The 15,989-nt window shown below is 58.2% G+C and carries 13 protein-coding genes and 2 tRNA genes; 6 read left to right on the plus strand and 9 right to left on the minus strand.

Annotated features, from left to right (window positions below):
• Nucleotides 1-138 precede the first annotated feature (138 nt).
• The 3 genes from V8J88_RS06685 to V8J88_RS06695 all read left to right on the plus strand — a co-directional run bounded on the left by V8J88_RS06685 (nt 139) and on the right by V8J88_RS06695 (nt 1,662).
• Nucleotides 139-300, plus strand: a complete 162-nt coding sequence (locus V8J88_RS06685) for a hypothetical protein (RefSeq protein ID WP_338848582.1) — start codon at nt 139-141, stop codon at nt 298-300.
• A 90-nt stretch (nt 301-390) separates the two neighbouring features.
• Entirely contained in the window at nt 391-849 is a 459-nt protein-coding gene (locus V8J88_RS06690; RefSeq protein WP_338848584.1) for a GNAT family N-acetyltransferase, read from the plus strand.
• A 36-nt stretch (nt 850-885) separates the two neighbouring features.
• Entirely contained in the window at nt 886-1,662 is a 777-nt protein-coding gene (locus V8J88_RS06695; RefSeq protein WP_338848585.1) for a suppressor of fused domain protein, read from the plus strand.
• A gap of 11 nt (nt 1,663-1,673) precedes the next feature.
• Here V8J88_RS06695 and V8J88_RS06700 read toward each other — a convergent pair whose 3' ends face one another.
• From V8J88_RS06700 to map, 6 genes are all read right to left on the minus strand, one after another.
• A complete protein-coding gene (locus V8J88_RS06700) occupies nt 1,674-1,973 on the minus strand; it encodes a type II toxin-antitoxin system RelE/ParE family toxin (RefSeq protein WP_338849841.1) in 300 nt (99 codons plus the stop codon).
• The gene (locus V8J88_RS06705) at nt 1,970-2,236 is read right to left on the minus strand and encodes a YlcI/YnfO family protein (RefSeq protein ID WP_338848586.1); all 267 of its coding nucleotides are present in this window, start codon (nt 2,234-2,236) and stop codon (nt 1,970-1,972) included. The genes V8J88_RS06700 and V8J88_RS06705 overlap by 4 nt, the downstream gene beginning before the upstream one ends.
• 79 nt (nt 2,237-2,315) lie before the next feature.
• Nucleotides 2,316-3,452 carry a class I SAM-dependent methyltransferase gene (locus tag V8J88_RS06710; protein ID WP_338848587.1) on the minus strand — a complete coding sequence of 379 codons (1,137 nt, stop codon included), beginning with the start codon at nt 3,450-3,452 and terminating at the stop codon, nt 2,316-2,318.
• Complete coding sequence (locus V8J88_RS06715) at nt 3,452-5,506, minus strand: pseudouridine synthase (RefSeq protein ID WP_338848589.1); 2,055 nt, start codon at nt 5,504-5,506, stop codon at nt 3,452-3,454. Before V8J88_RS06715 ends, V8J88_RS06710 begins: the two co-directional genes overlap by 1 nt.
• Nucleotides 5,507-5,526: 20 nt before the next feature.
• Entirely contained in the window at nt 5,527-8,100 is a 2,574-nt protein-coding gene (locus tag V8J88_RS06720; RefSeq protein ID WP_338848590.1) for a [protein-PII] uridylyltransferase, read from the minus strand.
• 1 nt (nt 8,101) lies between these two features.
• Nucleotides 8,102-8,938 (minus strand): type I methionyl aminopeptidase, encoded by an 837-nt coding sequence (map, locus tag V8J88_RS06725; protein WP_338848591.1) that lies wholly within the window; start codon nt 8,936-8,938, stop codon nt 8,102-8,104.
• Nucleotides 8,939-9,399: 461 nt separating this feature from the next.
• Here map and V8J88_RS06730 point away from each other — a divergent pair, with 461 nt between their 5' ends.
• The 3 genes from V8J88_RS06730 to V8J88_RS06740 all read left to right on the plus strand — a co-directional run bounded on the left by V8J88_RS06730 (nt 9,400) and on the right by V8J88_RS06740 (nt 12,263).
• Nucleotides 9,400-11,616 carry a PEP/pyruvate-binding domain-containing protein gene (locus V8J88_RS06730; RefSeq protein ID WP_338848593.1) on the plus strand — a complete coding sequence of 739 codons (2,217 nt, stop codon included), beginning with the start codon at nt 9,400-9,402 and terminating at the stop codon, nt 11,614-11,616.
• 368 nt (nt 11,617-11,984) lie between these two features.
• Nucleotides 11,985-12,061: transfer RNA gene (locus tag V8J88_RS06735), tRNA-Pro, on the plus strand.
• A 125-nt stretch (nt 12,062-12,186) separates the two neighbouring features.
• Nucleotides 12,187-12,263, plus strand: a tRNA-Arg gene (locus tag V8J88_RS06740).
• 91 nt (nt 12,264-12,354) lie between these two features.
• Here the strand turns inward: V8J88_RS06740 and V8J88_RS06745 are convergent.
• The 3 genes from V8J88_RS06745 to V8J88_RS06755 are packed head-to-tail and all read right to left on the minus strand — an operon-like array spanning nt 12,355 to nt 15,985.
• Nucleotides 12,355-12,894, minus strand: coding sequence for a demethoxyubiquinone hydroxylase family protein (locus V8J88_RS06745; protein WP_338848594.1), 540 nt, complete (start codon nt 12,892-12,894; stop codon nt 12,355-12,357).
• Between the two features lie 2 nt (nt 12,895-12,896).
• Nucleotides 12,897-13,241, minus strand: coding sequence for a hypothetical protein (locus V8J88_RS06750; RefSeq protein ID WP_338848596.1), 345 nt, complete (start codon nt 13,239-13,241; stop codon nt 12,897-12,899).
• A gap of 5 nt (nt 13,242-13,246) precedes the next feature.
• The gene (locus V8J88_RS06755; RefSeq protein ID WP_338848597.1) at nt 13,247-15,985 is read right to left on the minus strand and encodes a polysaccharide deacetylase family protein; all 2,739 of its coding nucleotides are present in this window, start codon (nt 15,983-15,985) and stop codon (nt 13,247-13,249) included.
• Nucleotides 15,986-15,989 lie beyond the last annotated feature (4 nt).

Genomic DNA, 15,989 nt, shown 5'->3' on the forward strand with positions numbered 1-15,989 from the left:
ACGTCATTCAGGGAGCATATGTACAATTCACCTGCTGTCAAGGGTGGTTAGCAGGAATGTGTCGCTGAGGAAAAAGAAGCGATGCGGACAAAACTGCTGGGTTCGTAAGTGGTGGCAGGGCTTGGACACAAGTGCATCATGAATGATCGCGAGGGCAAGATCATGATCGACTTGCAAGACTCGCAAGGCGCCTACCCGGAAACCACCAGCGTGCTGGAGACAACGGACAAGCTCTACATCCAAAGCTTGCACGCCAACAGCCTGGCGTGGCTGCCGGCCAAGCAGGCAGCTTTGCCATGATGCGACGATTCAGCGCAATGCATGCATGTTTTTTTGCAGCAGCTAAAATCATTGTCTCGCCACTTTTCGCGCCGTTGTTGCGCTGCTCCCATGCAAATCGAGATTGATGACTTAAGGCGCCCGCAAGTGCATGCGCTCCTGCAAGAGCATTTGGACAATATGTATGAACTTTCGCCGGCAGAATGCGTGTTTGCGCTTGATCTGGCGCGCCTGAAAAGCCCGGATATCACTTTCTGGACCGCCTGGGAAGATGGGATTTTGCTGGGCTGCGGCGCATTAAAGCAACTCGACGCCAGCCAGGGCGAAATCAAATCCATGCGCACCCCCAAAAACTTGCGCCGGCGCGGCGCCGGGCGTGCGATTCTGGCGCATATCGTGGATCATGCGCGCGCCCGGGGTTACGCCTGGCTGTATCTGGAAACCGGCACAAACAGCGCATTTGCGCCGGCGCAGCGCTTGTATAAAGCCATGGGTTTTGAGTATTGCGGCCCATTTGCCGCTTATCAGCCAGATCCGCACAGCGTATTCATGCGCCGCAACTTGTTATGATGTGCAGCCTTTGTCACACCAGCAAGAAAGCACACCATGGGAATCCGACAATTCGTCAGCAATTTGAACGCCCTGATTTTCCCGGGCAAACAAGAGACCGCACAGGCCGCGCCCAGTCCATCTGAACAGCTGTGGCGTGAAAATTATGATGCGCGTGAAGCGTATTTTGAACGTGCGGTCGGCCCGCTGCCGCCGGATATTTTGAAAATGCTGCATATGGCCGCAGTGTGGCCGGGCGGCGGTTTGTGTGTGATTCCGGCCCCCAGGCTGGGGCCGGGCATGTGCTTGTACACCACCTTTGGCCTGAGCAATGCAGACATGCCGACCATGTACAAAATGCGCGATCTCAGCTTGCAGGATGAAGGCGGGGGTGGTAAGCGCGTTTCCGGCACAGTCGAAGTGCGCGAACCCGCGCCCAGGCGCCCGGGTTTTGCCGGCTACGGCTATGAAATCTGCATGCTGGCGGCGGAAAATCAAAGCTGGCCGGTCAATTTTCTGCAATGGGCGGTGAATGCGGAAATGAATCAGGATGTGGGCTTTTTGCAAAAAGTTGAGCAATATCAGGGTTTGACCATCGAATCGATTCTGGTGGCCCCTGGCATGCACATCCATGTCTTGATCGCCAAAGCACAAGCGCCGCTGCCAGATGGCTGTGCGCTGCCGGCTGGCCGCATGGAGATGCTGGCGGCCTGTGTCATCACGGAAGAAGAAATGCGCTGGTCGCACCAGCATGGGCGCGACGCCTTGCTGCAGAAATTACAGGCTGCCGGTCTTGGGTATGCCAGCACGCCAGGACGTAAAAGCGTGTTGTAAGGCCTGCTGCGTCACACAAAATCCTCTTCGCGCTGATGGCGCCAGGCCAGAATCGTCACGGTTTGCGCGTCGTCAATCTCAAACAGGGCGACATAACCGCCGGCGCCAAAGGAAATCAGCAATTCACGCAGCAAGGGCGTGTCGGCGGCGGCTTTGCGGCAGGTGAAGGGAAAATCTTCCAGCACGCGCATGGCTTTGCCGATGGCGGCGCGGGCGCGTTTGGCGGCGGTGGCGTCGCTCTGCAGTAAAAATGCAAACAGGCGCTGCAAATCCGCACGCGCCTGTCTGGTATACCGCACCCGGTAGCTCAGAGCGCCTCCCCGGATTGCGCCAGCATCGCATCCAGTTCTTCCAGCACTTGATCGGCGCTATAGTATTCGTCGCTGGCGCGCGCTTCTTGTGCGGCAGCGATGCCGCGCGCTAAAAACGCTTGTTGCGCCTGGCGCGCGGCCAAGGCGTTGCGCAAGGCGTTTTCCATAAACAGGGAGAGGGTTTCACCTTCTTGCAACACGTTTTCGACGGCATTGCGCAGCTCTGGCTCGACCCGCAGTGAGGGCATGGCGGCGGTTTTCATTGGAATTCCGTTAATGCGTTGCAGATGCGATGCATTGTAAGCGGGAATCTTGCGCGCTGCAATTCGCCGCTCATCCGCATCAGCTTGCGCCCAGTCGCCACAAGCTGCTGACTTCTTGCATGCGTTCGCGGTAAAACGGGTCGTCCGGGTCGCGCCGGTGTTGCGGCTGCACATCGTGCTTTTCCAGCACCTGCAAGCCGGCTTGCGCAATCCAGTCCAGCAAATCCTGGCGGCTGCGCAGGCGCAAGTGTTCCGCCAGATCCGACAAAATCAGCCAGGCTTGCCCGCCGGGGCGCAGATGCGCTTTGGCGCCTTGCAAAAAGCCGCGCAACATACGGCTGTCCGGGTCGTAAATCGCCGCTTCCATGCTGCTGCCGGCCTTGCCCGGCAACCAGGGCGGATTGCAGACCAGCAAATCATAGTCTTGCCCGGACGGAAATAAATCCGCCTCCAGCACACGCCAGCGGCAGGCGGCGGGCATCAGCTGTTGCAGATTGTCACGCGCACAGGCAAGCGCGCGCGGCGCATTGTCTGTGGCGTCGATTTCAGCAATCCCGCGTTTGGCCAGGATCACAGACAGCACGCCGCTGCCGGCCCCGACATCCAATGCGCGGGCGCAGCCCGGCGGCAGTGGCGCGCTCAGCAGCAAATCCAGATATTCATTGCGCTGCGGCGCAAATACGCCCCAATGCGGCGTCAGGCGCGCGCCATCCAACTGCGCCAGCGCCAAACCCTGGCGCCGCCATTCCCAGGCGCCGATGATGCCTTGCAACTCGCGCAGGGAAATCAAACCCGGCAGCTGGGCTTGCCAGTCCGGGCAAGTGGCGTGCAGCGCTGCCTGCACATCCGGCGCGCGCGCGGCCAGAATCCGCCAATCGGCATCCACTTCCAGCAGCAGCGCGCCCAGCACGCGTGCGCGTTGCGCCTGGCCCATGCGCCATTGGTGAAAGGCTTGCGGCAGGGCCGGCGGCGTGGCGCCCGGTTTTGGCGCGCTTTTTTTATCCAGGCGGCGCGCCAGCGCTTGCAGCAATTGGCGCGCTTGATGATAGTCGCCGCGCCACAGCAGGCTGGCGCCCTGGCTGATTGCGCTCATGGCGGCATCCGCCGCCAGATTGTCCGCCGCCAGCTGCAGGCGCGCCGGAGCTTTGCCCTGTTTTGCGCTGAAGAAAACCGCGCTGCGTGTCTGCGCGCCTTCCTGCCAACTGATGTGCTCCATCAAAACGCCTCGTCTTCACGCAGATAACGCCATTGCCCGATCGGCAAATCGCCCAGCGTCACGCGGCCAATGCGGATGCGTTTTAAGGCCAGCACTTTCAAGCCGACCGCTTCACACATGCGGCGGATCTGGCGTTTTTTGCCTTCTTTCAAAACAAAGCGCAATTGGTCTTCGTTTTGCCATTCCACCCGCGCCGGCAGCAGCGGCTTGCCATCCAATTCCAGGCCATGGCGCAGGCGCTCCAGCTCTTCCATCGGCAAGCGTTCGCCATGCTCATAGCGCACCCGCACCAGATATTCTTTTTCCGTTTCGCTATCCGCGCCGATCAATTGCCGCGCTACCCGGCCATCCTGGGTCAAGACCAGCAAACCGACTGAATCAATATCCAGACGGCCAGCCGGGGCCAGGTTTTTCAACTGGCGCGGGTGGAATTCGTGGCCGGATTGACAGCCTTCCCAGCGGTTTTCCGGCAGCACCAGCACCGAGGCCGGCTTGTAATCATCTTCCGCCTGACCGCTGACATAGCCAATCGGCTTGTGCAATAAAATCGTCACCAGGCGCGCTTGTTCACTCTTGGCCTGGCGCTCAATCTCGATTTTCTGCTCGCGCGTGACTTTGCTGCCCAGCTCAGAAATCACCTGGCCGTCCACCCGCACCCAACCTTTGACGATCCATTCATCCGCCTCGCGCCGCGAGCACAGCCCGAGTTCCGACATGCGGCGCGATAAGCGCATGCTGTCCGGCGCGTCGTCGCTGCTGTCTTTGCGCGGCGTATGCGGCGCATGGCCGCCCTTGGCTTCAACATCGCGCCGCGCGTAGCCTTGCGATGCGTCGCGCTCAGCACGGGGACGGAAGCCGCCTTCGCGGTTTTCACTGCGTTCGCCGCGTTCAGGACGCGCGCCCCGCTCAGACCAATCACGCCGCTCGCCGCCAAAGCCTTCGCCCTTGCGTTCAAAACGGCGGCCATCCTGGTTGCCGCCTTCGCGTTCTGCACGGGGACGGAAGCCGCCTTCGCGGTTTTCATTGCGCTCGCCGCGCTCAGGACGCGCGCCCCGCTCAGACCAATCGCGCCGCTCGCCGCCAAAGCCTTCGCCCTTGCGTTCAAAACGGCGGCCATCCTGGTTGCCGCCTTCGCGTTCTGCACGGGGACGGAAGCCGCCTTCGCGGTTTTCATTGCGCTCGCCGCGTTCAGGACGCGCGCCCCGCTCAGACCAATCACGCCGCTCGCCGCCAAAGCCTTCGCCCTTGCGTTCAAAACGGCGGCCATCCTGGTTGCCGCCTTCGCGTTCTGCACGGGGGCGGAAGCCGCCTTCGCGGTTTTCACCGCGCTCGCCGCGCTCAGGACGCGCGCCCCGCTCAGACCAATCACGCCGCTCGCCGCCAAAGCCTTCGCCCTTGCGTTCAAAACGGCGGCCATCCTGGTTGCCGCCTTCGCGTTCTGCACGGGGACGGAAGCCGCCTTCGCGGTTTTCACTGCGTTCGCCGCGTTCAGCACGCGCGCCACCATAACCCTCGCCTTTGCGTTCAAAGCGGCGCCCCTCTGATCCGCCTTCATCCCGCTTGAAGCGCGGCTTGAAGTCGCGTTCAGCGCGTTCGCCTCTGTCACTGCGTTCCGCACGCTCGACCGCATAACCTTCACCTTTGCGCGCAAAGCGGCGGCCTTCCTGGCTGCCTTCTTCACTTTTCAAGCGCGGCTTGAAACCGTCTTCCCGCCGCTCGCCACGTTCGGCGTCGAAAGCTTCATCCTTGCGTTCAGAACGCGGCTTGAAACCGCCTTCGGGACGGGCCGCGTCAGCCTTTGGGCGCACCCCCGGCGTCCAGGTATAGCCTGGCGTTGCGCCGCTTGCCGTCGTGCTTGCGCTCACCGCCTGTTGCGGATAGGGTTTGCGCGGGCCGCCATCCTGATCGGCATAAGGTTTTTTAAAAGGCTTTTTAAAAGCTTTGCCGCCGGCCTCATCGTCGTGCGGGCGGCGCGTATGGTTGCGGGCGCCGCCGCTGCGGGCGTCTTGCGTGGGCATAGGCGCGGGCGCGCGCTTAAAGCGTGGGGTTTGCATGGGACTATCCAAAAAAAGGGTCAGACTTTGAGCACGCTCAGTAATTCGGTCTCGAATTGCATCTGGTTGCGGCTGTTATTCAAAATCACGCCATCAATCAAAAACACATCCTCCACCCGTTCTCCCAAAGTCATGACTTTGGCGGTATGCAGGTTCACCTTGTATTTGTTCATGACATTGGCGATCGAATACAGCAGACCGGTGCGGTCATTCGCCGAAATCGAGAGCAGCCAATATTGGCCGCGCTCATCAGGGCGCAAATACACGGCGGGGGTGATAGGGAAGTTGCGTGACAGGCGCGATAAGCGCGCCTTGGTCGGCGCCGGCAAGGGCGCGTCGGATTGTATCAATTCGCACAACTCATGCTCGATCAGGGTGATGATGTCGCGATAGCTGTTGGCGAATGTTTGCTCTGTCACTAAAAACGTGTCCAGCGCATAGCCATGACGCGTGGTGTGAATCTTGGCGTCGAGGATACTGAAATTTTTACGGTCAAAATAACTGCAGATGCGGGCGAATAAATCCTGCTTGTCCTGCGCATACACCGCCACTTGCAAACCCTCGCCGATTGGCGCCAGGCGGCATTTGACCACCGGCGCCTCACTGTCGAGTTTGTCATACAGGGTGCGGGTCTGCCAGGCGATGTCAGAGGCGTCATGGCGTAAAAAATACGCCACGTCGAGTTGTTTCCACAGCGCGTCATGGGCATGGGCCGGCAAGCCGTACAGGCGCAGCGTTTTGAGCGCTTCTTCCTGGCGGTTTTTCAATTCGTGATCGGTGGAAGGCTGCTCGCCGCCCAGCACGCGCAGGGTGATGCGGTACAAGTCTTCCAGCAGCTTGCCTTTCCAGGCATTCCACACCTTGGGACTGGTGCCACGGATATCGGCCACTGTCAGCAAATACAGCGCGGTCAGATGGCGCTCGTCTTTGACGATGGCGGCGAAATTGGCGATCACATCCGGGTCGGATAAATCGCGCTTTTGCGCCACCTGGCTCATGGTCAGATGGTGTTCCACTAAAAACACCACCAGGCCGGTATCGGCATCCGACAAGCCATGTTCGCGGCAAAACTGTTCCGCATCCGCCATGCCCAGTTTCGAGTGGTCGCCGCCACGTCCTTTGGCGATATCGTGAAACAAGGCCCCGACATAAATCAGCCAGGCTTGCGGGAAATTCGCCATCAACTGGCTGCAAAACGGATATTCATGCGCATGTTCGGTCATGGTGAAGCGGCGCACATTGCGCACCACCATCAAGATATGCTGGTCCACCGTATAGACGTGGAATAAATCATGCTGCATCTGCCCGATGATGTGGCGGAAACTGGGCAGGTAGCGTCCCAAAATGCCGAATTGATTCATGCGCCGCATGGCGTGGGTGATGCCGCGCGGGGCTTGCAGAATCTGCAGGAATAATTGCTTGTTCGCCGCATCCTGGCGGAATTCATGGTCGATTTTATGGCGTGCATGCCACATTGCGCGCAGCGTGCGCGCGCTCATGCCCTTGAGTTCGGGGTGTTGCGAGAGCAATAAAAACACTTCCAGCAAAGCCGAGGGGTGCAGCTGGAACACATCTTCATGCGTGATATCAATCACGCCATTATTGTCATTAAAGCGCGCATTGATGGCGATCGTGTTGGCGGCTTGCGGAAACAGCAGGCTTTGCAGACTTTGCAACATGATTGCATTGAGCTGCGTCACCACGCGTGCGGCCCAGTAATAGCGCTGCATTAAAAATTCACTCGCGCGCCGCCCCTGCATGCCTTCGCCGCTGTCTTGCAGGCCAAAGGTTTTGGCGATCGCGGTCTGCACATCAAACACCAGGCGGTCTTCGCGCCGTTTGCAATGGATGTGCAGGCGCACCCGGATATCTTTAAAGGCGCGCTCTTTTTCCATCAGCTGGCGCGCTTCAACATAGGTGATCAAGCCGCGCTGCGCCAACTCGCGCCAGGAATGCCCCAGCCCTGCCGCCTTGGCGACCCATAAAATCACTTGCAAATCACGCAAACCGCCCGGGCTTTCTTTGCAATTCGGCTCTAAGCTGAAGGCGGTGTCTTCGTATTTTTGATGGCGCTGCCGCATTTCCATCATCTTGGCCTGATAAAAGGCTTGCGGGTTCAGGGCGGCGTAAAACAGTTGTTGCATGGCTTGCAGCAGGGCTGCATTGCCGCACACCAGGCGCGCTTCCAATAAGCTGGTTTGCACCGTGATATCGGCGGCGGCTTCGGTAATGCATTCTTGCGGGGTGCGGATCGAGTGCCCGATATCCAGCCCCAAATCCCACAGACTTTGCACCAGGGCTTCCAGCTTTTCTGTCAGCGCAGCGTCAGGCGGGGCTGGCAACAGAATCAGTAAATCGACATCGGAATAGGGAAACAGCTCACCGCGCCCGTAACCGCCGACCCCGACCAGGGCCAATTCCGGCGGCAGCGCGCAAGCCTGCCACAGCTGTTGCAAAACCGCGTCCACATTCTGGCGCAGGTGACGCAACAGCTTTTCCGGTTTGCCATCCTGCTCAAAAGCCGCGATCACGGCCTTGCGATCAGCCTTGATCTGTTCGCGCAGGGTGCTGGTGAGACTGGCGCAGTCTGGCATCTCAGGCGGCGGCGGTTTCGGCGGCGGCGTGCTCGACCGGCTTGACAAAAGCCGGCGGCGGCGGGCTGCCCGCTGAGACGGTCAACACTTCGTAGCCGTGTTCGGTCACCAGCACGGTGTGTTCCCATTGGGCGGACAGGCTGCGGTCGCGGGTTTTGATGGTCCAGCCGTCGCTCATTTCGCGGATCTCACGGCGGCCGGCGTTGATCATCGGCTCAATCGTGAAAATCATGCCGGCTTGCAGCTTCGGCCCGCTGTTCGGTTTGCCGTAGTGCAGAATTTGCGGCTCTTCATGGAAACCCTTGCCGATGCCGTGGCCGCAAAATTCGCGCACCACCGAATAACCGGCTTTTTCGGCGTGGAGTTGAATCGCGCTGCCGATATCGCCCAGCGTGGCGCCGGGTTTGACTTTTTGTATGCCAAGCCACATGCATTCATAGGTGACTTCGGTTAAACGCTTGGCCAGAATGGACGGCGCGCCGATGTAAAACATGCGGCTGGTGTCGCCGTGATAGCCGTTTTTGATGACGGTGATGTCGATATTTAACACATCGCCGTTTTTAAGCACTTTATCGCCCGGAATGCCGTGGCAGATCACATCGTTGACTGATGTGCAAATCGCTTTCGGGTAGGGCGTGTAGCCGGGCGGGCAGTAATTCAAGGGGGCGGGAATCGTACCCTGCACATTGACCATGAATTCATGGCAGAGGCGGTCGATTTCGCCGGTGCTGATGCCGGGCTGGACGTAGGGGGTGATGAAATCCAGCACTTCCGAGGCTAAGCGGCCTGCCAAACGCATGCCGGCGATGTCTTCTTCGTTTTTGATGATGATGGCCATGATCTGCTCCTGTCAAGGTGGGAATTATATGCGAGCAAGGGCAGGGCTGCACGGGGGATTGAAAGCGGCAGGCGGTTTGTTGATTTTCCTGTCTTTGGCGCCAGCGCTGTATTGCAGGGTGCTGATGTTGCTTTTACAGTAATTCCTCATCTATCACCGGCGGCGAAATATTTCTTCGTGCAGATACCCCGAAGATCTGGCCGGGTGTCCTTTGCCAGCTGCGTGTTAAAGAAGTTGTAAGCCAGACCAGGCAAACGATGGTTTTTGCGGCCTCATCCTGACGCTATCGATTTCCGTGATACATGTCATTCATTTTCTGAATTGGCATTCATTGTTGCATTTGGGTAATATGCGCGGCCCTCAAGCGCAGCCCATCGCATTCTCCGGCTTTGTGCCGCGTCGCCGCGCTATCCGCGCTGCTTGAGGCAAACAACCCCAACCCGTCACTCATAAAAAAATCTATGCAATTCTCGAAACTGGCCCTGCACGGGGCTTTGCTGCTGGCATTTACCCAAGCGCCGGCGCAAGCAGCACAACAAGACGCCTTGGCCAACCCCTTTGCCAAAGGCCCCGCCGCGCAAGCGATCAATACGCCGCAAGCCGCTGTCGCCAGCCCGTATTACGCCGGAAGCCTCTATTCCGCAAGCACATTCAATCAATTCGCCAAAAGCGGCGGCGTTTTAAGCGCCACGGGCCGCTCGGTGAAATTTTTGATCGACAACCGCAACCCGGCCAAACGCAGCCTGAGTTTTATCAATGGCAATTACAGCAGCGGCGGCTATATCCCGAATTATGCGAAATATCACTACGATTTCGCCAAAGTGCGGCACAACATCGGCGATGATGTCGCCACCTTTAATAACAGCACGTATTTTGCGCAAAACAAACGTTTTTACGCCGGCACGCTGCAGACTTACACCCTGGGCGACGCCGCCAGCCCCAGCTATGCGGTGCAGTTTTATCCGGATGATGTGGTAGCCGAAGCCAGCTTGCTGGATGCGCTCAAAACCATCAAAGCCGGCTTTGCGATTCCCAACGCCAAGCTGATTTTCATCGCCACCGGCCCGCAACAAACTTTCGCCACGATTCAAGCCCAAGCGCAAGCGCTGGGGATTGAATTGTTCACGATTGATCAGGTGCTGGGCAATATTCAATACATCGGCTTGAATGCCGGCGAAGCCTGGGGTTATTTGCGCTTATTCCCGCAAAACGTGGACAATCTGCGCCCGACCGACATCCCGGTATTTGACGAGTTGCCGCTTGATTTATCAGTGGTGGCCGGCGTCATCACCAAGGCCTATCAGGATATTAATTCGCACGTCAATTTAAAATCCAAAGAACGGCAAACGCCGAATATGGTGTTGCGCGACGCCAGTTTGCAACATCCGGCTCTGGCCGCCTGGGCCGATAAGCCGGTGCATCTGGTGGTCGGCCCGCAAGGCTGGAAAATCGAAGCCAGCACAGCGGAAATCGTGGCCGCCAAATTGGCGCAAAAACTGAATAAACCCTGGACTCCCTTGCCGCAGGTGAATGAAAGCCGGGTGCAAAGTTTTGATGTGCTGTGCAGCACCGCCAGCAGCTGTTTTGAACCGTCCAAACGCTATGGCGGCAAATCCAGCGGCCTGGCCTTTTTGGTCAAAGCCCTGGGCCGCGCCAACCAAAGCGGCACAATCAGCGCTGCCGCCGGCTACGATGTAAGCCCGAGCGGCATCGGCATTCCGGTGCAGTATTACCGCGACATGCTGGCGCTGCCGGCGAATGCCGCCTTGAAGAGCAAAGTGGACGCCCTGATCGCCGCTGAAAAAGGCGGCGCACTGTCCCCGGCGGAACGCAACAGCATGGCGGCGCAAGTACAGGCGCTGTTTTACAAAGCCACGCTGCCGGCCGGTTTGGTGGAAAACGTCAAAACCCGGCTGGCTGCCGCCAGCCCGGGCGTGAGCAAGTTCAAATTCCGCTCCAGCGCCACCTCGGAAGACGTGGCCAACTTCAATGGCGCCGGTTTGTATGACAGTTTTTCGATTGAACCGGAGAAAGTTGACAATGCGGACATGTCTTGCGTGGTGGAAGCAGAAAGCGCAAACGGCGTGATCACCAAGCTCAAAGTCAAACCCAAGACTGTGCAATGCGGCATCAAGGCGGTGTACGCCAGCTTGTGGAATCCGCGCGCCCTGGTGGAGCGCAGCTATGCGCGCTTGGATCACGCCAGCGCCGGCATGGGCATTGCGGTCAATCCTTCGTATGGCGATGAAGCCGCGAATATGGTTTTGGTGACGCGCGTACTGGGCAGCGATGTGTATGGCTATTCGCTCTCGACCCAGGTGGGTGAAAACCTGGTGACCAATCCGACCCCGGGCACGATCTCGGAATACACGATTGCCGCCTTCTCCGACGCCACCCGCCCGCCGCGTTTCACCACCACCCGCTACGCCAAACCGACCGTGACAGACCCGGTGCGCAGCGCCACGGTGCTGACGGTCAAGCAAATGACTGAGATTGTGGAAATCGCCCGCAAGATCGAAGTTGCGTACTGCAAGGCCAAGCCGTCTTACTACCCGAACGGCAATTGCAACACCGTGTGGCAAGATAAAAACAAACCTCTGTCACTCGACATGGAAGTCAAAATCCTGCCGGACGGGCATTATCTGTTCAAGCAGGTGCGCGAATTTCACGGTAAGTGATGTGAAGCTGGCGGCTTAAGCAGGGAAGGGGGCATATCTTGGGTATGCCCCTTTTTTAGGCTTGACAGCGCTGGCGCGCTTGCATCGGGGCCTGCATGCCAACAGCGATGCCGATCTGCGGCCGATGATTGGCCATTTGCCCCGGGTTTTCGACGCTCATTTGTGGTCAGCGCTTTATCCCCGCTATATTGTCTCAATCAATATTCTGGCGACATACGCCGTGCAACCCTTGAGCTTGTGAAAATATCAGCATGGCGCGTTGAAATTTTGCCGCACACATGCTGTTTTGATTCAAAAAGCATAAAAAATCCGGGAAATCCTGGATTACGCTTGACGCATTGCAGCAGTCCGCGTAAGATTTGTGTTTTCGGAGTGTGGCGCAGTCTGGTAGCGCACCTGCTTTGGGAGCAGGGGGTCCAAGGTTCGAATCCTTGTACTCCGACCAATTTCAAAAAACGGGCTTTGCGCCCGTTTTTTATTGCCGCAGCACGATATTCACTGCATGCATCAAAGCGCAAGACGCTTGCCACATGCTATGATTTACGCCTTGCAGCATCCTTCATGCAGATACTGCCCATAGCTCAGTCGGATAGAGCATCGGCCTTCTAAGCCGAGGGTCGCAGGTTCGATTCCTGCTGGGCAGGCCAGTTTCTCTATCTTCCCCCGCCTTGCCGTATTCAACCGCACCGCGTTTTTGTCAAATATTGCTGGTTTCAGATGCTGCTTTCCTGATCCGCCCTATAAACGCATCCCCAGCCAAATCACGCTTTCTGTCGCTATACGCACCAGCGGTTTGAAGATGGTGGGCCAGAAAGCCCCGGCTTGCTCATGCAATGCCGCCTCGTCATGATGGCGCTGTTCGTCCGCCACAATCGCGCTGACTGCCGCCAATGCCATCTCATCTGTCCCTTGCAAGGTGCGCATTTGATGCTGCAAATGATGCAGCACCACCGCTTCCACCGCCACTGTGGTGGCGGCGATTGCCGCCGGGCCGCATACGCCGCTGATGAGGCCCAAGAGATAGCCGCCGATGCCGCACAAAGCATAGCTGCGGCAGCGCGCTATGCCGCGCCGGCGCAATTCTGCAGCGAAGATATCGCGATGGCGCAATTCATGTGCGCGGAATTGCTGCAGCTGCGCCACTAAAGCTGGCGCGCGCCAGCGTGCGATGGCGATTTGCGCGGCATAAATTTGAATCGCGCCATGTTCGCCGGCATGGTTGACTTGTAATATGCGTCCGCCGTAAGGGGTGGTGCGGCTGGCGAGGCTTGACAACATGCTTAGGGCAGGACAGGCAAGGTCATGCTTTGCATCGTCTTTTCCAGCCAGCAGCGAAAAGCCGCTTCCAGATCGGTGAAGTGCCGGCGCTCGCTCACTTGGCCGCGTTCGATATAGCACACCGCGTAGCCATTGCCATCTTCCAGCAACAGAAAACCTTCGCCTGCGCCCGGTTTTCTGACAAAACGCGCCAGCCCGCCAGGCTTGGCTGCGCACACAATCTCATTCATGCCGACAGTCCAATTTTTGCGCAGCACAAGCCAGGAGCCAAAACAATATTGCTGCAGCAGATCGCTGACGCTTTGATTCAGGATGGCATTGATCTGGGCTTCACGCGGGATTTCCATCGCTCTCATGCCCCCAGTTTTTCCAATTGTGATGTGACATAGCCGGCGGCAGCGGATTTGGGGGCCAGCTCCAGATAGGTTTGATAGGCTTTTCTGGCCTTGTCTTTTTGTTCCGCCTTGGCCAGCGCATCCCCCAGATTCAGCCAGGCAATCGCGCGCGAAGGGTCCATTTGCAGCGCTTTTTCATACCAGCGCGCCGCTTCCAGGTATTTATCCTGCTTGTAGAAGGAAAAACCGAGGTTGTTGGCGGCTTGCGAAAAATCCGGGCGCAGTTTCAAGGCTTCGGTGAATTCCAGCTCTGCTTTGGCGTATTGTTTTTCCTTGAAGAGTTGCAGACCGCGATCATTGGCGCGTTGCGCCAGCTGACGGTTATTGCTGGGAATTGCGCTGGGCGGGGTGATTTTTTGCTCGCCGCCATGCAAATCTTTGACCAGTACCGGGGCCGGTTTTTGCGTCGGCTTGATCGCCGTTTCCGTCACCGCCGCCGGCGCGCTGGCGGCCGTCAGCGCGGGGGCCGGACGCGCTGCCGCCAGCTTGCTGTTCAAGGCAATCGCATCATTGCTTAATTGCGCGGTCTGCGGGCTGATGAATTCTGTTTCGGATGGCAATTCAAAAATGAAATCGCCGCCTTCCGAGCCGGGCAGGCTGCCAAACGCCGGGGTTTGTTGCGATACCGCCGAGACCGAAGGTGCGACCCAGGCCGCCAGTTCGGTGGCGGTGATCAACCCGTCCCCATTCAAATCGGCCTTGCCCTGCATGCCCTGCAACAAGGCCCAGGTGAACACCGAATGGCCATTCGGCCCGCCATCGGCCACCAACTGATCGGCCCCGCCGGCGGTCAGCATTTGCCGGCCCAGACGTTTGGCGTTTTCACGCAGAAAATTCGGATTGCCGGCGCCTCGCGTCAAACCCAGCCCGCTGTAACAGGCGTCCATCACAAACAGCACATGCCGTGCTGACAGGCTTTCGGCGATATTTTGGATTTCCGTCATCGGAATCGCTTCCGCCGCCACTTGTTTCGGATCGGCGTCAGCCGGAATGATATAGCCCAGATCGCGTCCCGAACTCAGTTTCACCGTGGCCCCGTGGCCGGCGTAAAACACAAAAATGCGGTCATTCTTTTTTGCGCTGTGTTGCAAGCGCTCATGAAACGCCGCCAGAATCCCATTGCGCGTGGCGGCGCCGTTTGTCAGCGTGATCACATGCTCAGGCGCAAAGCCGAATTTCTCAATCAGGGTTTGCCGCATCGCCTCAGTGTCGCGCACCGCGTAATGCAGCTTGGGCCATTTCGCATAATCATCAATCCCGATCAATAAAGCCCAGGAGTTGCTATAGCCGGAATCCACCACCACCTTGTTTTTCTCTTCGCCCGGCGTGCCCTTGACCACTTTAAATCCATTCCCATCCCAGGCCGCGAAGGCATAGCCTTCGGCGCTTAAACGCTGCAGGATTTTGGGCAGGGCCTTGACGGTGCGTTCGTGAATATCGTGAAACAGGATGATGCCGCGCTTTTCCTTTTCCAGGGTGCGGAACACCCGCTCCACAATTGATTCCGGCACCGGGTCGGCCCAGTCCAGCGAATCAATATTCCACATCACGGAAGTGAGTTTGGCTTCGCTTAACATTTGCATCCCTTCGCCATTCCTGGCGCCATAGGGAAAGCGGAACAGCGGGGCGCGTTCCTTATCGACTGCTTTCAATAAATTGTCAGTATTTAAGATTTCTGCTTTGAGCGTCTCGCCGCTGGTTTTCGCCAGCTGGGCATGGGTGTAGCTGTGATTGGCCAGCGCATGCCCGGCGGCGCGCAAGCGGCGGCTGACGTCGGCCCCGGCTTCGAGTTTGGCTGCGCCTTTGTCATACTGACCGATATTGCGCCCGACAGAAAAAAACACCGCCGGCACGCTGTATTGTTTCAAAATCGCCGCAATTTCGTCGCTGTAGCGGCGGTGCGGGCCGTCGTCAAAGGTCAGCACCACGGTTTTCGGCGGTAATTCCGTACCCAGAATTTCCGTGCCATCGTTTTTTCCCACCGGCTGCGGATAGGCTTGGATATAGCCGTATTCCTTCATGATTTGCTCGCGCTGATACAGCTTGCGCAATTTGGCCAGATAATCCTCCCAGCGCTCGCGCTTGAGTTCAATGCTGCGCGTGCCGAGCTGGCTGAAAATCTGCTGAATTTCTTTTTCGTAATTGCGCTCAATTTCCGCCAGCGCATCCAAATCCTCGCCAATGCGCTTATGCAGCTTGATGCCGGCCAGGGCCGAGTCGCGCGTCATGGCGGCTTGCAAGCTGACCAGCAATTCGCGAAACGCCAAGCGGTCTGCGTCGAATAAATCCGGGTCGCTTTCGACAAAATCCAGCCATTGGCTCAATTCTTCATGGCGTTTGGCGTGATTGCCGGCAGCAATTTGCTGTAAGAGCTGCTCAAGCTGGTTGCGGCGGTTTTGATTGTCATGAAAAATCGCCTGGCCGATGCTGCGCGCCTGCTGCTGCGCGGCCTGGTTCTGGCCTTTATCTTCGGCCAGCAGGACAATGATTTTGCGGTAATTCGCCAGTAACTCGCGTGAGGCCGGAATCAGTTGCGCCGCCGGCGCAGGCGCGGCGGGGCTGGCGCTTGTGGCGGCGGCGCTGGCTGGCGCAGTCGCTGCGGGTGTGCGGTATTGATGGTAAATGGAAAAAACAGCCAAGCCGACGGCCAGTATCACGCCGGCGGCAATCAGGTAAAGCAGCGTTTTGGTTTTCATGTGC

The organism is Massilia sp. W12 (assembly GCF_037300705.1).
Classification (GTDB): Bacteria; Pseudomonadota; Gammaproteobacteria; order Burkholderiales; family Burkholderiaceae_D; genus JACPVY01.

Bases quoted from the DNA above. Each gene is read 5' to 3' on its own strand.
- V8J88_RS06685 (WP_338848582.1), top strand. From the start codon at position 139: ATGAATGATCGCGAGGGCAAGATCATGATCGACTTGCAAGACTCGCAA.
- V8J88_RS06690 (WP_338848584.1), top strand. From the start codon at position 391: ATGCAAATCGAGATTGATGACTTAAGGCGCCCGCAAGTGCATGCGCTC.
- V8J88_RS06695 (WP_338848585.1), top strand. From the start codon at position 886: ATGGGAATCCGACAATTCGTCAGCAATTTGAACGCCCTGATTTTCCCG.
- V8J88_RS06705 (WP_338848586.1), bottom strand. From the start codon at position 2,236: ATGAAAACCGCCGCCATGCCCTCACTGCGGGTCGAGCCAGAGCTGCGC.
- V8J88_RS06710 (WP_338848587.1), bottom strand. From the start codon at position 3,452: ATGGAGCACATCAGTTGGCAGGAAGGCGCGCAGACACGCAGCGCGGTT.
- V8J88_RS06715 (WP_338848589.1), bottom strand. From the start codon at position 5,506: ATGCAAACCCCACGCTTTAAGCGCGCGCCCGCGCCTATGCCCACGCAA.
- V8J88_RS06720 (WP_338848590.1), bottom strand. From the start codon at position 8,100: ATGCCAGACTGCGCCAGTCTCACCAGCACCCTGCGCGAACAGATCAAG.
- map (WP_338848591.1), bottom strand. From the start codon at position 8,938: ATGGCCATCATCATCAAAAACGAAGAAGACATCGCCGGCATGCGTTTG.
- V8J88_RS06730 (WP_338848593.1), top strand. From the start codon at position 9,400: ATGCAATTCTCGAAACTGGCCCTGCACGGGGCTTTGCTGCTGGCATTT.
- V8J88_RS06745 (WP_338848594.1), bottom strand. From the start codon at position 12,894: ATGTTGTCAAGCCTCGCCAGCCGCACCACCCCTTACGGCGGACGCATA.
- V8J88_RS06750 (WP_338848596.1), bottom strand. From the start codon at position 13,241: ATGGAAATCCCGCGTGAAGCCCAGATCAATGCCATCCTGAATCAAAGC.
- V8J88_RS06755 (WP_338848597.1), bottom strand. From the start codon at position 15,985: ATGAAAACCAAAACGCTGCTTTACCTGATTGCCGCCGGCGTGATACTG.